Origin of the sequence: Rhizobium leucaenae USDA 9039, assembly GCF_000426285.1 — a bacterium.
GTDB lineage: Bacteria > Pseudomonadota > Alphaproteobacteria > Rhizobiales > Rhizobiaceae > Rhizobium > Rhizobium leucaenae.
Genome location: NZ_AUFB01000013.1, coordinates 138,364 through 157,002, shown reverse-complemented (window position 1 = coordinate 157,002; position 18,639 = coordinate 138,364). Strand labels below are relative to the sequence as shown.

Annotated in this window: 16 protein-coding genes and 1 pseudogene; 7 read left to right on the top strand and 10 right to left on the bottom strand. The window is 57.9% G+C overall.

The genetic code is table 11. From position 1 onward, the window contains the following. Positions 1-8 precede the first annotated feature (8 nt). The 4 genes from K290_RS0120055 to traI are packed head-to-tail and all read right to left on the bottom strand — an operon-like array spanning position 9 to position 2,289. Entirely contained in the window at positions 9-308 is a 300-nt protein-coding gene (locus tag K290_RS0120055; RefSeq protein WP_028753543.1) for a conjugal transfer protein TrbD, read from the bottom strand. Then, complete coding sequence (locus K290_RS0120050) at positions 301-684, bottom strand: TrbC/VirB2 family protein (protein WP_028753542.1); 384 nt, start codon at positions 682-684, stop codon at positions 301-303. The genes K290_RS0120055 and K290_RS0120050 overlap by 8 nt, the downstream gene beginning before the upstream one ends. Beyond that, the gene (gene trbB / locus K290_RS0120045) at positions 674-1,651 is read right to left on the bottom strand and encodes a P-type conjugative transfer ATPase TrbB (protein ID WP_028753541.1); all 978 of its coding nucleotides are present in this window, start codon (positions 1,649-1,651) and stop codon (positions 674-676) included. Before trbB ends, K290_RS0120050 begins: the two co-directional genes overlap by 11 nt. An 11-nt stretch (positions 1,652-1,662) precedes the next feature. Then, positions 1,663-2,289: an acyl-homoserine-lactone synthase gene (gene traI, locus K290_RS0120040; protein WP_028753540.1), complete on the bottom strand. Its 627-nt coding sequence runs from the start codon at positions 2,287-2,289 to the stop codon at positions 1,663-1,665. Positions 2,290-2,677: 388 nt separating this feature from the next. On the opposite strand from traI, the gene repA reads away from it, so the two are divergent. From repA to K290_RS38965, 5 genes and pseudogenes are all read left to right on the top strand, one after another. Beyond that, on the top strand, positions 2,678-3,892 hold the full coding sequence (repA, locus tag K290_RS0120035) for a plasmid partitioning protein RepA (protein WP_028753539.1): 1,215 nt from the start codon (positions 2,678-2,680) through the stop codon (positions 3,890-3,892). Further along, positions 3,889-4,914 (top strand): plasmid partitioning protein RepB, encoded by a 1,026-nt coding sequence (repB, locus tag K290_RS0120030; RefSeq protein WP_028753538.1) that lies wholly within the window; start codon positions 3,889-3,891, stop codon positions 4,912-4,914. The genes repA and repB overlap by 4 nt, the downstream gene beginning before the upstream one ends. Before the next feature lie 155 nt (positions 4,915-5,069). After that, positions 5,070-6,284: a plasmid replication protein RepC gene (repC, locus tag K290_RS0120025; protein ID WP_028753537.1), complete on the top strand. Its 1,215-nt coding sequence runs from the start codon at positions 5,070-5,072 to the stop codon at positions 6,282-6,284. Positions 6,285-7,099: 815 nt separating this feature from the next. Further along, positions 7,100-8,062 (top strand): hypothetical protein, encoded by a 963-nt coding sequence (locus tag K290_RS0120020; protein ID WP_028753536.1) that lies wholly within the window; start codon positions 7,100-7,102, stop codon positions 8,060-8,062. 23 nt (positions 8,063-8,085) lie between these two features. Continuing rightward, positions 8,086-8,590 (top strand): annotated as a pseudogene (locus tag K290_RS38965) (class I SAM-dependent methyltransferase); the annotation flags it as partial. 314 nt (positions 8,591-8,904) lie between these two features. On the opposite strand, the gene K290_RS0120010 reads toward K290_RS38965, so the two are convergent. Next, positions 8,905-9,822: a recombinase family protein gene (locus K290_RS0120010; RefSeq protein ID WP_028753534.1), complete on the bottom strand. Its 918-nt coding sequence runs from the start codon at positions 9,820-9,822 to the stop codon at positions 8,905-8,907. Between the two features lie 411 nt (positions 9,823-10,233). Here K290_RS0120010 and K290_RS0120005 point away from each other — a divergent pair, with 411 nt between their 5' ends. Together K290_RS0120005 and K290_RS0120000 are read left to right on the top strand one after the other, a co-directional pair. Further along, positions 10,234-11,358 carry an RHE_PE00001 family protein gene (locus tag K290_RS0120005; protein ID WP_028753533.1) on the top strand — a complete coding sequence of 375 codons (1,125 nt, stop codon included), beginning with the start codon at positions 10,234-10,236 and terminating at the stop codon, positions 11,356-11,358. 36 nt (positions 11,359-11,394) lie between these two features. Further along, complete coding sequence (locus tag K290_RS0120000) at positions 11,395-12,336, top strand: DUF4238 domain-containing protein (RefSeq protein WP_028753532.1); 942 nt, start codon at positions 11,395-11,397, stop codon at positions 12,334-12,336. 85 nt (positions 12,337-12,421) lie between these two features. Here K290_RS0120000 and K290_RS0119995 read toward each other — a convergent pair whose 3' ends face one another. The 5 genes from K290_RS0119995 to K290_RS0119970 all read right to left on the bottom strand — a co-directional run bounded on the left by K290_RS0119995 (position 12,422) and on the right by K290_RS0119970 (position 18,542). Further along, the gene (locus K290_RS0119995) at positions 12,422-12,790 is read right to left on the bottom strand and encodes a hypothetical protein (RefSeq protein WP_028753531.1); all 369 of its coding nucleotides are present in this window, start codon (positions 12,788-12,790) and stop codon (positions 12,422-12,424) included. Between the two features lie 23 nt (positions 12,791-12,813). After that, positions 12,814-13,491 (bottom strand): hypothetical protein, encoded by a 678-nt coding sequence (locus tag K290_RS37980; RefSeq protein ID WP_183932626.1) that lies wholly within the window; start codon positions 13,489-13,491, stop codon positions 12,814-12,816. A gap of 766 nt (positions 13,492-14,257) precedes the next feature. Then, entirely contained in the window at positions 14,258-14,995 is a 738-nt protein-coding gene (locus tag K290_RS0119980) for a DCL family protein (RefSeq protein WP_028753530.1), read from the bottom strand. A 3-nt stretch (positions 14,996-14,998) separates the two neighbouring features. Then, positions 14,999-17,602, bottom strand: coding sequence for a DEAD/DEAH box helicase (locus K290_RS0119975; protein ID WP_028753529.1), 2,604 nt, complete (start codon positions 17,600-17,602; stop codon positions 14,999-15,001). Continuing rightward, positions 17,595-18,542: a HamA C-terminal domain-containing protein gene (locus tag K290_RS0119970; RefSeq protein ID WP_028753528.1), complete on the bottom strand. Its 948-nt coding sequence runs from the start codon at positions 18,540-18,542 to the stop codon at positions 17,595-17,597. The genes K290_RS0119975 and K290_RS0119970 overlap by 8 nt, the downstream gene beginning before the upstream one ends. Positions 18,543-18,639: the final 97 nt, after the last annotated feature.

The following is an 18,639-nucleotide window of genomic DNA, read 5'->3' as shown; positions in this document are numbered from 1 at the left end:
TCTCCTCCTCAATACCGACGCCACGGCGAGGAGGTCGCCTTGTAGTAATGCTTGTAGGAGATATGGCGGACATAGACTTGCCGCATGAGCGGGTCTGCTTTTGCCATCATCCTCAAGACGCCGACGATGACGATCCAAATGGCAACGCCGAAAAGGGCGGAGTATGCCGTCAGCACTACGAAAATGAGAATGCCGGCAGCAAGCCCGGTGAGCAGCACCAGCTCCCGGTCCGCGCCCATCAGCAGGTTCGGGCGCGACAGGGCGCGGTGAATGCGGTTGCGTTGCAGTCCGGACAAGGTCTCAGCCATGACCCCCCTCCCCTGCTGAGCTTGGATCGATGGACGTGGCGCGCTCGTCAGGCGCTCCGATCGAGGCGCCGGTGGCGCCGAAAAGGCCGACGATGTTCGTCGCGCCGAGAAGGATGCCGGCGACAAGCACCACATAGACGAGCCGCCGCGCGAAATCGTTGAGTTCGCCCCCGAAGATCAGCATGCCGCCGGCGATCGCCACTGCTGCAAGCGCGATGGCACCGGCAACCGGGCCGGTGATCGATTCCTGGATTTGTTGCAGTGGTCCTTCCCATGGGAGGCTGCCGCCCGAACTCGCCAATGCAGGGGCAACCGACGCCAGGACGATCGGCGCTACAAGGAGCGCGGCGGCGATAGTAGCGTTCTTACGCGACATGACGCGCCTCCTGTTCTTCCGTGAGCTCATCGGATTCGATTTCGTATTGGCCGTGTGCGTAGCGCTCGACCTGAATGACATCGCGAACGCGTCGGCCCCTTGCCGTCCGTTCGATCGAGATGATGAGATCGACCGCCTCGCCGATCACCTCCTGCATCGGCTGTTGGCTGGCTTCGGCGGTCAGTTGCTCAAGGCGGCGGAGCGCCGACATTGCAGTGTTGGAATGGATGGTCGCGACGCCACCAGGGTGGCCGGTATTCCAGGCCTTAAGCAAAGTGAGCGCAGCGCCGTCACGGACTTCGCCGACGACGATCCGGTCGGGACGCAGCCGCATCGTGCTCTTTAAGAGCCGCGCCATATCGACAGTATCGCTTGTGTGGAGAAGGACAGCGTTGTCGGCTGTGCATTGGATCTCCGCGGTATCCTCGAGGATGACGAGGCGGTCGTCCGGCGCCGACTTGACGATTTCGTTGATGACGGCGTTGGCAAGCGTCGTCTTGCCCGAGCCGGTGCCGCCGGAGATGATGATGTTGAGCCGAGACGAAATCGCGCTGCGGATCGTCAACGCTTGCTGCTCGCTCATCACGCCCGAGCGCACGTAATCCTCAAGCGGGATCAAGCGTGAGGCGCGACGGCGAATGGTGAAGGCCGGCTTGGAGACCACAGGAGGCAACAGTCCTTCGAAGCGATGGCCACCGATCGGCAGTTCGCCGGAGACGATCGGCTGCTCGCTGTCGACCTCGGACTGGAGCGAATGCGCCACGGTTCCGATAATCATTTCAGCACTTGCGGACGACATTTCTCCGGCGGGTGCAACGCCATGACCAAGCCGTTCGATGAACAGTTTGCCGTCCGGATTGAGCATGATTTCGACAACAGTCGAATCGTCGAGCGCGACGCAGAGCTGATCGCCCAGCGCCTCCTGAAGTTTGCGCACGAGTCGAGGATGAGAACGAAGCTGGTTCACGGTTTTCTCCCTTATGCTGCCTGACCCAGCGGACCATCAAATTGCGAGCGATAGCTGGACGGACGGAGCCTCAGAAATGTTTCTACGTTCACCGGAAGGATCCCCGCGATGGCTGTAGTCACGCCTATACGGCTCGGATCGCCGATGCGCTGAAGCGGCCAGCCGACACGTCCGAGAATGCGTTCGAACCGCAGGTCGGTCACAGTCACGATCTCGGTGATGCCGTTTGCGAGGCACCACTCGATGATGCCCGCAAACATCGTCAGCGTTGCCTCATGCACCGAGCCTGCCCCCCTGCCCTCTTCAAGGGTCGTGTCCACGCAGAAGCGGGAGCTCTCGATCATTGCAGGGTGTGCGTTCAGTCCGTCGCTCGGTAGCAGCGACGAAAAGACGTTCGCCACCATCGTTAGGCCGGCGGCCGGCAGAAGCCGGGCGCAACCGCTAACGTTGCCCAGGTCGGAAACGGCCAGGATGTAGGTGGGGTCAAGAGAATCGAAGCCGTCCGATTCCTCACCATCTACGACGTTGACCTCCCAGCCCAGCCGCTCCGAGAAGACGCGAGCGCGTAGCTGGTGATGTTGCTGGATGAGCTGAGCTTCGTGAACATTCCGCGGTTTGTTGAGCGCGAAAACCTGCATGAATTTCTCCGTCGTCGTTGATCGGCGGAGAAGTCAGCATGGAACGGAATTGCGTGGTAGTTGGAGGATCCTGCAATGTTTTGCGAGTGAGTCGGGCGGCAGTGGCCGCGGAGTTTGGTGAAATCAGGTCCCATCACGCCCAATGCGGCTAGTTAGGGTTGCAGGATTCACAGATAAACAGATCGAGAACATAGCCAAAGGCCGGGCCTGTTAACTCCGCGAATATTAACGGAAAATCGGGGGCTATCAATGTTTCTGGCGCGGCGGCGTTAACCTTTCGTTAACCTAAAACCGCTTGCTCAAAATTCAGAATCGGCTCTAATGGTTAGTGGCGGAACTTTACCGGTTTCGCGAAAAATACCGCCACTTGCAGGAAATGGGTTTTGAGATGGCGAAGACCGCCGCAAAAACAGCGCCAGTCGTTGAAGGACTGACCGCATTGATGGAGCGTCACGCCGACGCCCTCTCCAGCCAACTTCAGGCGCATCATCTCAAGGTATTCCCGCCCACGGCTGAAAAAGGCATTCGATCCTTTGCGCCGTCAGAGGTCTCAAAACTGCTCGGCATCGGTGAGTCTTATCTTAGGCAGACTGCTTCGGAAATGCCAGAATTGCACGTGAGCATGAGCCCCGGCGGTCGACGCACGTTCACGATCGAAGATATCCATGCAATCCGCAAGCACCTGGACCAGATCGGCCGCGGGAACCGGCGCTACCTGCCCCATCGTCGCGAGGGCGAGCAGCTTCAAGTTATCTCGGTGATGAATTTCAAGGGTGGCTCGGGCAAGACGACGACAGCCGCGCATCTGGCGCAATATCTGGCGATGCGTGGCTACCGCGTCCTGGCAATCGATCTCGATCCCCAGGCAAGCCTTTCCGCACTCTTCGGCAGTCAGCCAGAAACGGACGTCGGTCCGAATGAGACTCTTTATGGCGCCATCAGGTACGATGACGAGCAGGTTCCGATCGAGCAGGTTGTGCGAGGAACCTACATTCCGGACCTCCATCTCATTCCGGGTAATCTTGAACTGATGGAGTTCGAGCACGACACCCCGCGCGCCCTGATGAGCCGGAAGGAAGGCGACACGCTTTTTTATGGTCGTATCAGTCAAGTCATCGAAGACATCGCGGACAACTACGATGTCGTGGTCATCGACTGCCCTCCTCAACTGGGCTATCTCACGCTTTCGGCTTTGACCGCCGCGACGTCGATCCTGGTCACTGTCCATCCGCAGATGTTGGACGTGATGTCGATGAACCAGTTCCTGGCGATGACCTCGAATCTCCTGCGCGAGATCGAGAATGCGGGCGCTCAGTTCAAATTTAATTGGATGCGCTATCTAATCACGCGCTTTGAACCGAGTGACGGGCCCCAAAACCAGATGGTTGGCTATCTTCGTTCGATCTTCGGTGAAAACGTGCTCAACTTTCCGATGCTCAAGACAACTGCTGTTTCTGACGCTGGCCTGACAAACCAGACGCTGTTCGAGGTTGAGCGTGGTCAGTTTACGCGCTCGACCTACGATCGCGCCTTGGAGGCGATGAACGCTGTCAACGACGAGATCGAGACTCTGATCAAAAAAGCCTGGGGTAGAACCACATGAGTCGGAAGCACCTTCTCGGCGTCTCCACAGACGCGCCCGACACTACATCAGTCGCTGACAATAGAGCGGCCAAGACTCGGTCGATGCCGCTTCTCGGCGTGGCGAGAAAAGAACGTGATCCTGCGACCAAGCTGACGGCAAATATCGGCAACGCACTGCGTGAGCAAAATGATCGTCTTGGCCGTGCCGAGGAGATTGAACGGCGGCTCGCGGAAGGTCAGGCCGTCGTTGAACTGGACCCATCATCAATCGAGCCGTCGTTCGTTCAAGATCGTATGCAAGGTGATATCGACGGTCTCCTTGTGTCGATCCGGGAGCAAGGACAGCAGGTCCCAATCCTTGTGAGGCCTCATCCGGAAGGAGGTGGCCGATACCAGGTTGCCTTCGGCCATCGCCGCCTGCGCGCCGTGTCAGAGCTCGGACTGCCGGTCAAGGCGGTCGTTCGCGACTTGACGGACGAGCAATTGGTCGTGGCCCAGGGTCAGGAAAACAACGAACGCGAAGACCTCACCTTTATTGAAAAGGCGCGTTTCGCGCATCAGCTGAACAAGCAGTTCTCGCGAGAAATCGTCATCGCTGCCATGTCGATCGACAAAAGCAATCTGTCGAAGATGCTCCTACTTGTCGACGCCCTCCCCTCCGAGCTGATCGACGCAATTGGGGCCGCTCCAGGAGTCGGTCGCCCCAGCTGGCAACAACTCGCCGAACTGGTCGAGAAAGCAGGGTCGCCAGCGGACGCCGTCAAATTTGCGAGTTCGGCAGAGGCTCAGACGCTGCCATCAGCGGATCGGTTCAAGGCGGTGATCGGACACCTGAAGCCGCGTCGTATTGCGCGCGGTCTGCCGGAGGTCATGTCGACCCCGGATGGGAACAGACTTGCGCAGGTGACACAGAGCAAGAGCAAGCTGGAGATCACGATCGACAGGAAGGCGACGCCTGAGTTTGCCGCCTTTGTACTCGAACATTTGCCGGCGCTTTATCAAGAGCACCGTGCCAAGCATCAACAGAAACAGGGAGAGTAACCCGCAAAAGAAAAGAGCCCCCTCAACGTTGCCGTCGTGGAAGCCCTTCTGTCTCTTTAGCACGAACAGAATCGCATTTCCTCGAATCTTCGTCAAGAGTCTTTGGCACCGTTTTGGTGAGCGGATTTCTTTTGCCTGCTGAAAGGTGAAAGACGATGCAGACGGGAAGTGTGACGACGCCATTCGGGCGGCGGCCGATGACGCTCGCGCTCGTGCGGCGCCAGGCGGCCTTGGCTGAGATTAAGCAAGGCAAGACAGCGGACAAGTGGAAGGTCTTCAGAGATGCCTCCGCGGCTATGGAGTTGCTGGGAATTCAGTCCAATAGCCTCGCGGTTCTTGACGCGCTGTTGAGTTTCTATCCTGAGAATGAGTTGCGCCAGGACGCGCAACTGATCGTCTTCCCCTCGAATGCTCAGCTTGCACTTCGGGCGCATGCAATGGCGGGCGCGACTTTGCGCAGACACATCGCCATCTTGGTGGAAGCGGGTCTCATCGTTCGGAAGGATAGCGCCAATGGTAAGCGCTACGCCCGCAAGAACGGTGATGGCGAAATCGAGAGCGCCTTCGGCTTCGATTTGTCGCCGCTGCTGGCACGCGCCGAGGAGTTGGCGATGCTGGCGCAGCAAGTGACGGCCGATAGAGCGGCATTGAGACACGCAAGAGAAAACCTGACCATCTGCCGCCGCGATGTCCGCAAGCTCATCACCGCAGCGATGGAAGAGGGTGTTGATGGAGATTGGCAATCGATCGAGGACGTCTACGTGGCGCTTGTAGGACGAATTCCGCGGGTTCCGACGCTCGCAGGCACCACGACCATCCTTGATGAAATGGAGATGCTTCGCGAGGAAGTCCTCAATCGATTGGAAACGCTCGAAAATTCTCAAAATACTAGCACCAATGGCGCTCATAGCGAGCAGCACATACAGAATTCAAAATCCGAATCCTTCAGTGAACTTGAACCTAGCTCTGAAAAGGAGCAGGGGGCAAAGTCGAGTTCGAGCCGCCAACCGAAGAATGAACAGCAAAGGGCTTTCCCATTAGGGTTGGTGCTCAAGGCATGCCCGACGATCGTGGACTACGCGCCGGGGGGCATCGCGAGCTGGCGTGATCTGATGTCTGCTGCGGTGGTCGTTCGATCTGTGCTGGGGGTTAGCCCTTCCGCCTATCAGGATGCCTGCGAGGGGCTGGGCCCGGAAAATGCGGCGGTGGCGGTTGCGTGCATCCTGGAGAGAGCGAATTTCATCAACTCGGCGGGAGGCTACCTGCGTGATTTGACGCGGCGCAGTGAGCGGGGGGAATTCTCGCTTGGACCGATGATAATGGCATTGCTGAAGGCCAACGGGCAGGGGAAGAATTTGAAAGCTGGATAGGTTTGCCCGATCGGCATCCAAGCCTTCACGATTTCGGTCGTGGTCAGCTGACCACAAATCTAACACTTTGGCGGACAATGGCTTTCGAAGATGAGCACCGCAAACGCGGTCAAGTCTTGCTGTCATGTCATTTGGTGGCGAAGGCAATCGATCGCACCTCGGAAGGCCAAGGCCAACGGTATCGGCCGGCCAGGAACGAGGGACGTCTGAGCGGAGGCTTACCTTGTGTCGGCGTCTCTGTGTGGTTCGACGTACTGCCTCCTAGTGCCCGGTGCGGCGAGTAGTGGAGGACGACCTCTTCTATTGGCGGACAGGCAACGCGGGGCTATGAGAGCCACTGCAAGTCGGTCAGAGGCTTGATGCTCGGCTCTATCTCGGCAAATTCCTCAAGGCTCGCTTGACCAAATCGATCCCTTTGAAGCCGCTAAAAAGGGAGGCCTGATGCGGGTGCGCGATGGCATGTTCCTCGGTGGTCAGCTGACCACCGTCCTAATATCTTGAAATAAAAGGGCTTTCGGCGACGGCCATTTCAACTCAATGACCTCTACTTCCGCGTAAATCTGAGTGTACTCCCGAGATGGATTCTGGAAGAGACGTATAGGCAGCTGGAGCGCATAAGTCGTGAGGTGAGGTATGCCCCTCAATGGTGATCGACGAAAGAGGTTCCGAGCGGATCCTAGAGGGGAGCAGTAAACTTGGAAGCAGCGCTGGGGCTGGGCAGGCCGGCATAACTTGCCATCCGCATATTAGGCGATCTACTAGCGGCAAGGCGTTATCAGCGTCCTGCACCGTGCTTCCATCAATAGAGCGATAAAGTGACCGAACCAACTCCAACTAATCAAATTGCTGCTTTTCGTGCGAAATTAGATAAAGCTGTTGCGCAAGGGCGGCGGCAGCGAGAAAAGGTCGAGCGGGAGAAATCGAAGGCTCGCGCCAATGCCTCCAATTATGAACCTGCGATCGTAAGTTTCATCGACGTGCTGGGTTTCCAGGCGCTCCTCAATTCGAGAACTCCTGCCGAGATTCACAACATCATTCTCGATCTGCGGGAATTTTCCACGCCAGATGAGTTACCCGCGAGACGAATGAAGGACGTCCGGCTGAGCAGTCGAGCGTTCGCGGAGTCGGTGTCGGACGCGGTGGTGCGTGTCCGTGTTTTTGATACGCAATATGCTGATGGGGCGCTGTTCAACGAGTTGCTAGACCTTCTCCACATCCAGATACAATGCATTAACAGCGGAGTATTGATCCGAGCCGGGGTCGCGATCGGAGACGTGCATGTTGGCTTAAATGGAAAAGGCCCAATCTTCGGACCGGCGATGGTGCGCGCTTACGAAATCGAGAGCGAGGAAGCCATGTATCCGCGGATTGTCATTGACGAAGCCGCATACAGGCTCTTCCTCGCGGACAGTCGCCTACATAATGAAAATCACGATCCGGAGGAGGAAGCGAGTTATGTCAACGGACTTCTTCGAGTTGGCGAGGACGGTACGCGGTACATAGACTATTTGACTGCCGGCGAGGGGGAATTCGACGACTTCGCGAGTTACCTTCAATTCATGGAAAGGCACGCTGACTTGCTGCGCCGGAACTTAGGCACAACGCATCGACCGAACGTCCATCGTAAATACGTGTGGCTTGCGCGTTATCACAATGACGTTCTGGAAAAGATGCGAGCCGAGTTTGAAAGCGGCCAGCGTTCGCTGCAGTCCTTCCAAGCGATCTGCAGCCGGGACGCTTTGGCTTGCCTCGATGCGCTAATCATAGAGCTAAGCTGATTGGCATCTGGCCACTGGCGTCGGGGGGAAACGTGCTGGGCGTGGACGTATCCGACCGTTGATCAGCAGTGCGCGCGTTAGCGCCGCAGGATAGGCCAGTCCTGTGCCCGGTGGCCGACGCCAGGAACGCCGGTCGGCCAGGGCGCGTTCGACATCCTGTTCTCTCGTTTCGGAGCGATGTTCTTAGACGATTCTAAAGGGGCATTCGCGCGCATATGCGCCGCGCGCTGCGGCCGTGCGGGTGGGTCGCTTTCGTCTGCTGGCGCGGCGCGGACGAGAACGATTGGTTGCGCTTCGATGGGCGCGATCATGGGCATGGTCCCGTCGACGGCGCCGCCCGATCCCGAAGCGCCTGGCCCTTCTTGTTCGGCGACCAGGGCATCCTAACGGCGGCCCGCTGGCACGCGCGCTCGCTTATCAGCCTGGCGACATCCCCGCCCGCGTCGCCTTCGCGGCCGCCGCGGCATGCGGTCGGTGATGATTGACGACACGGCGCGGATCGTCGCCGCGCGCAATTCGGCAAGCTGAAAGGGACTAACATGGGGAGACGCCCGTCTCGACGGCTCGGCGGCGGGTTCGCTTCCGTATGAGAAGTCGCCGCCATCACCGCGGGCACCTGCGCCGCGATCCACGCTCCCTCTCGATGGGCGGGCCGCCGCCATCGCAGGCGCCGGAAGAACTAGCGCCCGTGTGCCAGGTTGAAAGCTGTCCACCGTAGCTGCGGACCGATGGCGAATACCGTTGCCTAGCGCTCCAGATCCTCAAAAGCCAAGTGTGGACGTCGATGCGATCGGATAGCGGCGCGAAACACCCAGCCGGCGCTCGCCCGATGAATTGCGCTGTCACCGGCGAATAAGGCCAGAGCGGTGGGCTTCGTCCAGCAGGTCTCGAACGGATGAGGGCTGCCACTTCTTGCCGCCACGCGCAGGCCGTTCTCCCATCTGGTCCAGTTGCGCGCCAATGTCGCGAAGTGACAGATCGGGATCGGCAATAGAGATCGCCGCCGCCAACTTCATGAGGTGGTCCTCGGGGGCGCGACGCGGGGAGCGGGCCAGAAGTTCTTTCTCCGCGAGCTTTTCGCGAACCAGGCGATGAACGGCGCGACGAAGGCGCTCGACGGTCCAGTCGTGACCGCGACGGTTGAGTACCCGCACGACATTATCCCAGCTATGTTGCGGGCGCAGTTGTCGCACCATTGGCAGCCACATCTGCGCCGACGCGATGAGCTCATCGAGATAAAGTTTCTCCCGCGCTCGTGAAACTGCCCTGATCGCCTCCGGACGCCGTTCTCGCAGGCCCGGGTTGCCAGGAAGTTTACCGCGAGCCTTCGCCGCCTTGATGCCGGCTTTGGTGCGTTCGGCGATCAGCGCCCGCTCGAGCTGCGCGACCGCGCCGAGGACCTGGAGGGAAAACATGCCCTGTGGCGTTGACGTATCGATCGGGTCCCGTATTGACCGGAAATGCACGACCCGCTCCTCGAGGTCCTCGATGACGGACAAGAGATGGCTCACCGATCTGGCCAGTCGATCGAGGCGGACGACGACCAGGACGTCGCCCGCGGTGAGTTCGCCGAGCATCCGCGTCAACACCGGTCGAGCCCGCGATGCGCCGGAGCCGTGCTCCTGATAGATCCGATCGCAGCCGGCTGCCCGCAACTCATCGATCTGGGCATCGTGGATCTGATCGTCCGTGGACACCCGGGCGTAGCCGATCAGCCGCTTAGGAGGCTGGTGGATGTTAACGGTTTGTCGCTTTGCCATGGCGCCTTTAACAGTCTCGTTTCAAGTTAGTTTGTACAGATAAAGAACGCGTGAGAAAATGGTCAGTTGCAAGCGTGTTTTATCTGTTTGAGAACGGCCCACCAGACTCGAAATGCGGCTGCGCATGGGTATCGGAGCGTCCGCAGCGACAAACGTGCGCCAGCGGGCTTCCTTGGCGGAAACGCCGGAAAGCAAGGGAAGTTGAGGAGGGGAGGGGAAGCGAATTGGCGGCAAGAGTGCCGTTGGCGTAGTGCCGGCGAGAGGGGAGGTGCCAACCTAGGCTGCGGCCTGTCTTACACCCCCGATACGCAGTACTTATCGGAAGCGATGGCGATAACCGGCAACATCGCCTAGTGACGGACACTAAATATCAGATAGCGTCCGTTTAACAAATCATTTACCATAGTTTCAATGCGTTATGATTTGTCCAAGTTGCCTCTGAACAGCTTGCTGCGGCCGATTTCGGACGCGGCCTCAGCGCTCGCTCGCCTCGACGAGCGCATCGCTCGCTCGGCGGTCGGGTCGGGATTGATCGAGCGAGCGCATTTTAGCGACGCGTGCGCCTCGCTGTGGATCGAGGGCGAACTGGTCCATCTCGAGGACCTGGTGCTTCACGACGCCCATCTCGATGTCCGTGCCCCGACCCATGAGCTGACGATCGCCACCGACGTGCTGCGCAGCCGACGGCGGATCGCCGGGCAACCCGCCGCCTGGGCACTGAGCCCTGACGGGATCAGGATACTCCGCAGTCATGGAGACGATATGACAGCCGGGACTGGTGCGCGAGACGGCGCCGAGGTCGCGTCTGGGAAACCAGCCGCGATTGCGCCGAGCGGGGAGGGGCCTGACACGTCCGATCCACTCGCTGTTGAGATTGCCGCGATGGACGCGGTGTTGGCCAGGTCGGATGCGGCGCTGACAAAGGCAAGCGCGCCGGGACCTATTACCTCCCTCGAAAAGGATGCGCTGGTCTACGATCTTGATTGGGACGAGGACGAGCGGCTGGCGGAATGGCGCGTCGCGGTGGACGGGACCGAAGGCCTGCCGCCGGTGCTGCGCGCGGCGCTGCTGCTCGACGCCTGGAACAGCCTGCAGGTCCTGCAGCACGCCTCGTGGCTTGGCCGGCTGCTGGCGGCCGCGGCGCTGCGGCAAGCGGGCCTGACGACGACGGCGCATCTGGTCGCGATCAATCTCGGCTTGAAATCCATTGCCGTCGAGCGCCGCCGTCATCGCGCGCGAGACACCCGGCTGCTCGCAATCGTCAATGGGATCATTGCGGCTGCGGAATTCGGCCTCAGGGAGCACGACCGGCTGGTGCTGGCGCGGACGATGCTGGAGCGGCGCCTGGTCGGCCGGCGCTCGTCCTCAAATCTGCCGGGCCTGATCGAGCTGGTTATGTCCCGGCCGCTGGTCTCGGCCGGCATGGTCGCCGAAACGCTCGAGGTGACGCCGCGGGCGGCGCTTCGGATCATTGAGGAACTCGGTTTGCGCGAGATGACGGGGAGGGGGAGGTTTCGAGCATGGGGGATCTTTTGATTTTGCTAACTCGAGGGCTGCAACAGTGGTGATGACATGAGCGAACGAACGAAACGACAGCATGTCGTACCCCGGTTCTACCTGAGGCATTTCACACAGGAGGATGGAGAGCTTTGGACCCATGACTGTGTCACCGGGAGTGCTCGCAAGACAACTCCTGAGAAGACTGCATTCGAGACCAACATCTACACGCCGACAGGTGAGGATGGCGCCCGGATTGACGTGATCGAGGACACCCTCGCAAAGATCGAGTCGCAAGCCGCCAAGATCTATCCCGAACTTCTAGCCTTCCGGCCTTTGACACCGGTTGCAAAGCTCGACTTTGCGGCGTTTCTCGCGACCATGTTTGCGCGAAGCCCCGCGCAGCTTCGGCAGTTTGCTCAAACGATGGGTCAAATGGCCCTATGGGGCAGCAGGCATGAAATGGAGCGTGAGTTTCGTCAGAAGAAGGCAAAGGGCGAAATAACGGCTGCGGATACGGCCGTGCGGGAGATACTTCACAGCAACGAAATGTTCACGATGAACGTTGATCGGAGGGTCGGTCTTCTGGCTTTTCAACAAGCCGAGACCTTGATGCATCTGATGGCGCGGATGAGCTGGAGCTTTGAGGTCAGCGAGAAACAACAACTGGTCACAAGCGACAATCCTGTGTTCTGGGTCAAGGGGGGTGGCCCGCCAGATCTGCAGGGTTATGGGGCTGGCCTGGGCGATCGCTTCGCGGTTATACCATTTCCCTTAAGTCCGGGCGTAATACTTCGTCTTGACTGGCGCCCTGAAGGGGCCTGGAAGAAGTTCAAGCTCGAAAGACAGCGTGCAAAGCTCGCAAATCAATACCAGGCTAAACACAAGGAAAGGCTTTTGTTCTTCCGTGACAGCGATCAAGGGCTCATCACACTCGGGATGAAATATAAGGCTCCGGTGAACCAGATTGACATTGGGGTGCCGTCTCCGATGATCGACGTCGTTCGGAAATTGTGAGTCTCACGAATATTCCAGTTGCTCAGGGCATGGGCCGAGACATGAACTGAGCTCGGCTGCGCAGTGCAATTGCATTATCTAAACACTACCCGAAGAGCAATTTAGGCGGTGATTTCACAACCAGCCATTCAACTAGGTTTCCAGACCGAATTTTGAAGCCGCGAGCTCGAAGCGCATCCGCATCTTTGTCGGAAAGCTTGCCCTTGACGCCATGGCTCGCGGTTCCGTCGAAATTCACGACCACAAGTTCGTTGTTCTTTCGGCCGTAGACATGGGCATGGACTTGACCGGCGCCGCTCGCCGGTTGATCGATTCCGATATTGCGATCGAACCGTCCGGAGATCCATTTTCGATCCTCAAACAACTCAAAAATCTTACCGTCCTTGGTCAGTATGATCTCATCCAGGACCGGCCGCGCGTTCAGCTCGGCATTAAATTCTTTAAAGCTTTTCATAAGAGCGTCCGACGTGAGCTATTCTAGGAGCGGCTCGTAAGGTTATCCGTGTTCATATTACCCAATTCTTCCAATGTCGTCGGCATTGCCGGCGGCGCGGGAGCAATCGGTTGAGGAGGCAACACCATTGCCGAGGGGGTCGTCGAAAGTGGAGGGCTTGGCGTAGGAGGGACCGGCGCCGGAGGTGGAACGACAACCTGGTCGATCATATCGTTCGCACCGATGTCGATGGCACGCTCAAGCAGAGCATTGTAGTTGGCCTCGACGAGGCCGGGAGTCTTCTTTTCGTGGTGGAAGCGGATTACGCGGTGCGGATTCCACAGAATGACGTGGCTAATCGCCCCGGAGCGGCCCGGCTTGATGTCGATGAAATTCAGCGACTGCAGAAGCTGCATCCGGCCGCTCCAAGTGTAAACGGCGCGCTGTCCTGTAAAGCCAGCCGCGTGGGCCATCTCCTGATGCTTGGAGACGTTCACCATGGAATTGTCCCAAGTCTCGCACCAAAGGCCCAGATAAGTTGCGGACAGCGGCTTGCCGTTGCTGAGGTCGTCCATGATCTGGAGGATCAGGGGCATAGTCTTCGGGATGGTGGCGAAGCCCTTGTTTGCCTTGCGATGCCACAGCCAGGGTTCTGCGCCAGGCCAGAGCTGTTCACGCTGTAGTAGCTGCTTTTTTGCGATAGTCGATCCGTCTTTTGCCATATCCATTCTCCTGAAAGGTGGGTGGGCCGGTGTGGACCCGGCCCTTTGTCGGCCTGCAAGAGGTTTGGACCCCCTTGCGTCGATGACCTTGTCCATACGGTAGAAGCAAAACACAGTAAAATCAATGACTTAGATATTTACTCATGTAAGATGAGTTTCTAAATCTATCATTTCATATCGCTAGGTTTTCGCAAGATGGTGCATCTTACTATTGCGAGTTGTTACGTCTGTGACGGGGTTTTCCGAATTCGTTAATGATTTCAAACGTTTGCGAGACCGATCATAGTGCTCTCGGTGCTTCATGTGCTCCATTTGCTACACTGTGCTTCATGTCCTCACCGGGATGGTCCGGAAGGGAGATCTATGCCAGCAGCCAGTAAAGCTCTTCCACCGTTAAACGAACGGATGTTCGCTAGCCGGCCGCCTTCTCCCTCTCCGCGATCGGCTTATCCAAGGGAGCGTCTTCGATATTTATCAGGCCCTCTTCTTCCAGCTTCGCAATAGCCAGAAGCATCATCTTCTCCTCGTCTTCCGAGGCGCCGCCGAGGCCGATGGCATTATGGATCTCGCTCGTGAGCCTGCTCGCATTTCATGTCTGTTTCCTGGTCGTGCGCGCAACCGACAGCCTTAGCTCTTGTGCATGACCAGAAATGATCTGAGCGTAAGCTGACACACCACCGCTTTCTGCGCATGATCCCGGATATTGCCTTTCTTGGCCAGCTTCCGGTAGCCATTCTCATTGGCAGCATCGTTCTTCTAATACTCGCTATCGAAAACGAAGCGGCCGATTAACAGTGATTGCTGCGGACATGCTTGTTGGAGGTCTGTCCTTGCCGACGATCCTGAGAACGGCCCGGTCGTGATGGAAATTCAGAAACTCCCGACCAATCGCGTCATCTGCGAAGTGGGTTGATATTTGGGCGTCGGCCGACGCGGTAAGTATACCAGGTGGGACAATGTCCCCCCAGCCTTTGGATTTCCGGAATTCTTTCACGATGATCCCGAAAGGAGGGTGAGCATGGCTGAGCTGCGCCTCGGAATATGCAACGAGGTTGCCGGTGATATCGCACGCGATCAGTCCGTCAGCATCGGCGAAGTGGTCGAACTGTTTCTGCTTCATACCCAGCAAGTCGCGCGACACAGCATTATGGCAGGCTACCGAGAATTCGTCTGCGTCGCTCTTAGGACGGCCGACGACCGCTTGGACGTAACTGAAATCCGTTGGTGTGCCGTCCACCCGCACGACCCAAAATCCTGGGCTCGACCAACCGTCTCCTTTGTTCAACCGCCTCTCAAACCGCTTTATTCCGGCGCCGATTTTTGAGGGACCGTCAGAAACGAGCAGGTCGAAACGCTCCAGAAGCGCCGACAGATCGATGTGGTCCTGATAATCCGATATGTGGTCGCCATCGCGATAGCGCGCTAGCATATCTCGGAAATGCTGCTCAGCAGCCTTCTTGGTCTTCCATACCCGACCGTTCGACAGCTCCACCGACTTTGCCATCTGCTACTCCTTCAACAACGCTTTTGTGAGGACTTTCTCGCGTACCTCGCGGACGACGATTGACGGCAAGCCGATGGCATCCAACTGGTCACGCCGGTCAACGACCCATTGAATACACGCCGCCTCGTCGAGGTCATCCACGGCCACAATCTCGTAAAGCGCCACCGCGCCAATGCGTGACATGCCAAGCTCCATCAATGAGCGCAGGGTCACGGAACTCACGCCAAATTCCAGGGCAACGCCGATATCTAGGTCGCTGTCGATCAGGTCTTCCCGATCTATTGCCTTCAAATGCTGGTTCAACACATCGACATACGCAGAGAAATACCGAGGAGCTAAGAAGCGAGCCGTGCCTTCAATCATCTCGAGCGTATTTCGAATGATGCCGGCCGTATCGACCTCACCGTCGCGGCGTTGTAGATACTCGATCCTCTTGCGTATGATCGTCGGCAAAGAGAAGCCCTTGAGCCACTGCAAGACTGTCAGCGAATGCAAGGGTATCAGCGTTTTCGGCAAGAAGACGGTAAGGACGTTGTCATTGATCCTCTCCATCATGTTCGAAAAGCGGTCATATGCATCATCACTCTCGGATGGTGCAGGCAACAGGTCTTCAGGCGGACCCGGGTAGCTACGAAAGAATTCCAGCAACCTCTGCAACCCGATCAGGCTTACACCGGGGTTTCGAGCGCCAGTGTCGGCCGCGACATCGAGACCTACTGTCGCTTTGGCGAGTGCTTGTTCGAGACGTTGCAAGTTGGCGACGGGCTGGCGCTTCGCCCACGGCGCACCCATCAGAGAGCGATCGCGAATGAAAGCCGTCGTCAAATAGGCGCCCACCTGCTCGAAGGCACGGACCTGCGCGGGGTCAAGGTCCACACCCAATGGTCGCTGTTCAATGTAAGCGGCGAGCTCTTCGAGTTTCGAAAGAGCGGTATCTGTCTCTCGCCGGATCGGATACCGGGTCCGCTGTGGAACGCCGGATGGCCACGCTTTTTCATCGGAAGCGTCGATGCAGATGATGTTACCCTGGAATTCGTCTCCCCATCTGCCAGCCCTACCAGCAAGGTTCCAGAAATCCTGCGGCTCCATGGGCGTCTTTTTGCCTTTGCGGGGACCGCGAACCACAATGGTCCTGCAGGACAGGTTGACGCCCTCTATCAGCGTGGACGTGCAGACGAGAAACTTGAGTTTTCCTGTTTTGAATAGACGCTCAACTTCCAAGCGGATAAGTGAAGGCATGTTTCCGTAGTGGAAAGCGACGCCGGCTTCCACCAGTGGTGCCAACCTGTAGCTTTTGTGCACGCACTTTCGCGCAAGGTCTGCAAGGTCGGCCAGTTCCTGGTCGATCTCTTTCCTTTTCGGAAGCAACTGGCTGATGAGATCCGCGACGTCCTCGGCCTCGGCCGCCCCATTCGCGTAAACAAGCGTGCCGCCCCGCTCACCAATGGCTGCTGCAATGAAGGCCAGCCTTTTCGTCAGGGTGCCTGGCTTATTTGCAAGCGTTAGCGTCCCAAGAGGCAGGTATTCTTCATTGTGCCGAAACTTGAGTGCCCATTTAGCTGGCTTGGCCGGAACTTGATGAGCGACCACGATGTTTTGCAACACGGTCGCCACATCGCTGTCTATCGGAATTGTTGGCGTGCTCTCCGGTGCGTCGTCGAGCAGCACTTCCGGATTCTGTGTGGCAGGGCTTACGAATGTTACACGCATCTTCGGGCTTGATCGGAGCAGGCGCTCAATGGCGTCCTGCAGGATGACACCGCGCTGTGGATCACCGATCTTGTGAGCCTCGTCGACGACAACGAGATCGATGTCGACACGCTCGTGCAACAGGTTGGCCAGAAGATGCAATCGCTCTTGGGTGAAGACGAAGACGCATCGCTTGCCAGATTTCTCCGCGGCAGCGTATTTCTGCGCCGAAGGAAGTGACGAGATCTCGATATCGAGCCCGGATTGAGCGGCGACATCAGCCAGAGACGACTCGATTTCCGAGACAAGAGCGCGCGTCGGCGCAAGGTAGACCGCCCGCCGGATCTTCTCGGTTGCTATACAATCGACAAGCCACTTCAAGACAAGGAAGGTTTTGCCAGATGCAGTGGGTGCGGAGGCAGACAGCCAAGCCCGCTCCTGACCAGCTGCGCGCCAGAACTCAAGTTGAAATTCGTTGACTGGCAAGCGCTCGCCCGTCGCCTCCAAGAGGATAGAGCTCTCGAGCTGCTTACGTTGGTCTTCAATTCTGAGCGCGACGCCGAGCCTTGCTTCCAGATCCGGCTTTAGCCGTCCGCGCTGCTCAGCCAAAACCACCGAACGGCGGTTTGACAGCTTATCAAACAACACCGCGGCTGCGTCGCGAACTGGATCTGAAGTCGGAAGCAACATCGCTCCGGTCGCGATGCGAAGGCTTGCTTCGCGGTGCAGACGCTTCTTCGAGCGCGAAAGGATGCTCGCGGCGAACAGCAAACGCTGCCAATCAAACGTGACATCCGCCAGCGCTTGCTCCTGAGCTACATTGTCGAGCTCCAGAAGAGTGGTGACCAGGCCAAGCGTTTGTAACTCGCTGCGCAACGACGTCTCGTAAAGCCAATCTTGAAGTTCGGTTTCAGACATCAGCGCCCATCGCCTCAAGGAACGCTTCTCTGAACTTGTCGACGGAAGGAAGCGGCAGGCAGAGAAAATGGATATCGAAATGCTGAAGCTTCTCTGCGGCCAGCCTTCGTCCTACCGATGTCGACCAGACTTTCAGACCTTTCTTTGCGGCGTCCACCATATCCTCGAGTACACCTGGTCCATCGTCTTCAGGGTAGAAATCTGCATCAAAGCCAACCAACGCTACCCCGCAGTATTCGACTCTGTTCGAGAGTGGTGAACTCGTGTCGAAGAAGCGACGGAAGGCGCCCGACAATTCCGGATCGCCGAGGTCCGCCTTATCACTCAAAAGCATCAAGTCGCGCTCTCGGGATGATCCAAGATGGTCTTCCTCAATCAAAAATGGCGCCAGGGAACTGAGGCAGTCGCGAATTGCGTCAGTGGGATCCTTATAGACCTTGGATTCGCCCCAGAAGAGCTTCAATTTCCCGTCGTCAGAAACCGATGCATAGACGCCGTCGGCGCCATGATAGTGCATCCGGCTGTCAGTCTTGAGATCCATCTTGCAGAGGACGTGCGGGATACCCAAAAATCGCTCTGCCAAGAGGAACAAGAGCATTTCGCCTCCCTCGCCGGTCTTGGCCAGATCGGTGAACACCGCTCTTGCTTTTTCGTGCAACGCTGCGATTGCCGATGTGGATCGGAACTTTGCATCCCGCTGCCTTGCCTCTTCAATGCGTGTCCGAGGGATGGCGTAATCGGCAGCTGCATGGCGCATGAATTCGGCGAGCCGCTTCAGCTTTACCTTGCCGTTTCCATCAGTCGCCAAACAATGGCAGTACACCGTAACCTTGTGGCCATCGATTACAATGTCACGTTCGACGAGATGTAAATGAACGCCCAACTCGTCTGGATCGCCCGATAAAATTGCGTCAAGCACTTCACCGGTGATCTCTGCCATGTTCCCCCACCCTAAAGAATCATTTGCAATTATATTGCGAATCAATCCGAGGCACTGCAAGTGTAGGGAGGCTCGTGAAAGACATTTGGCCTTATGA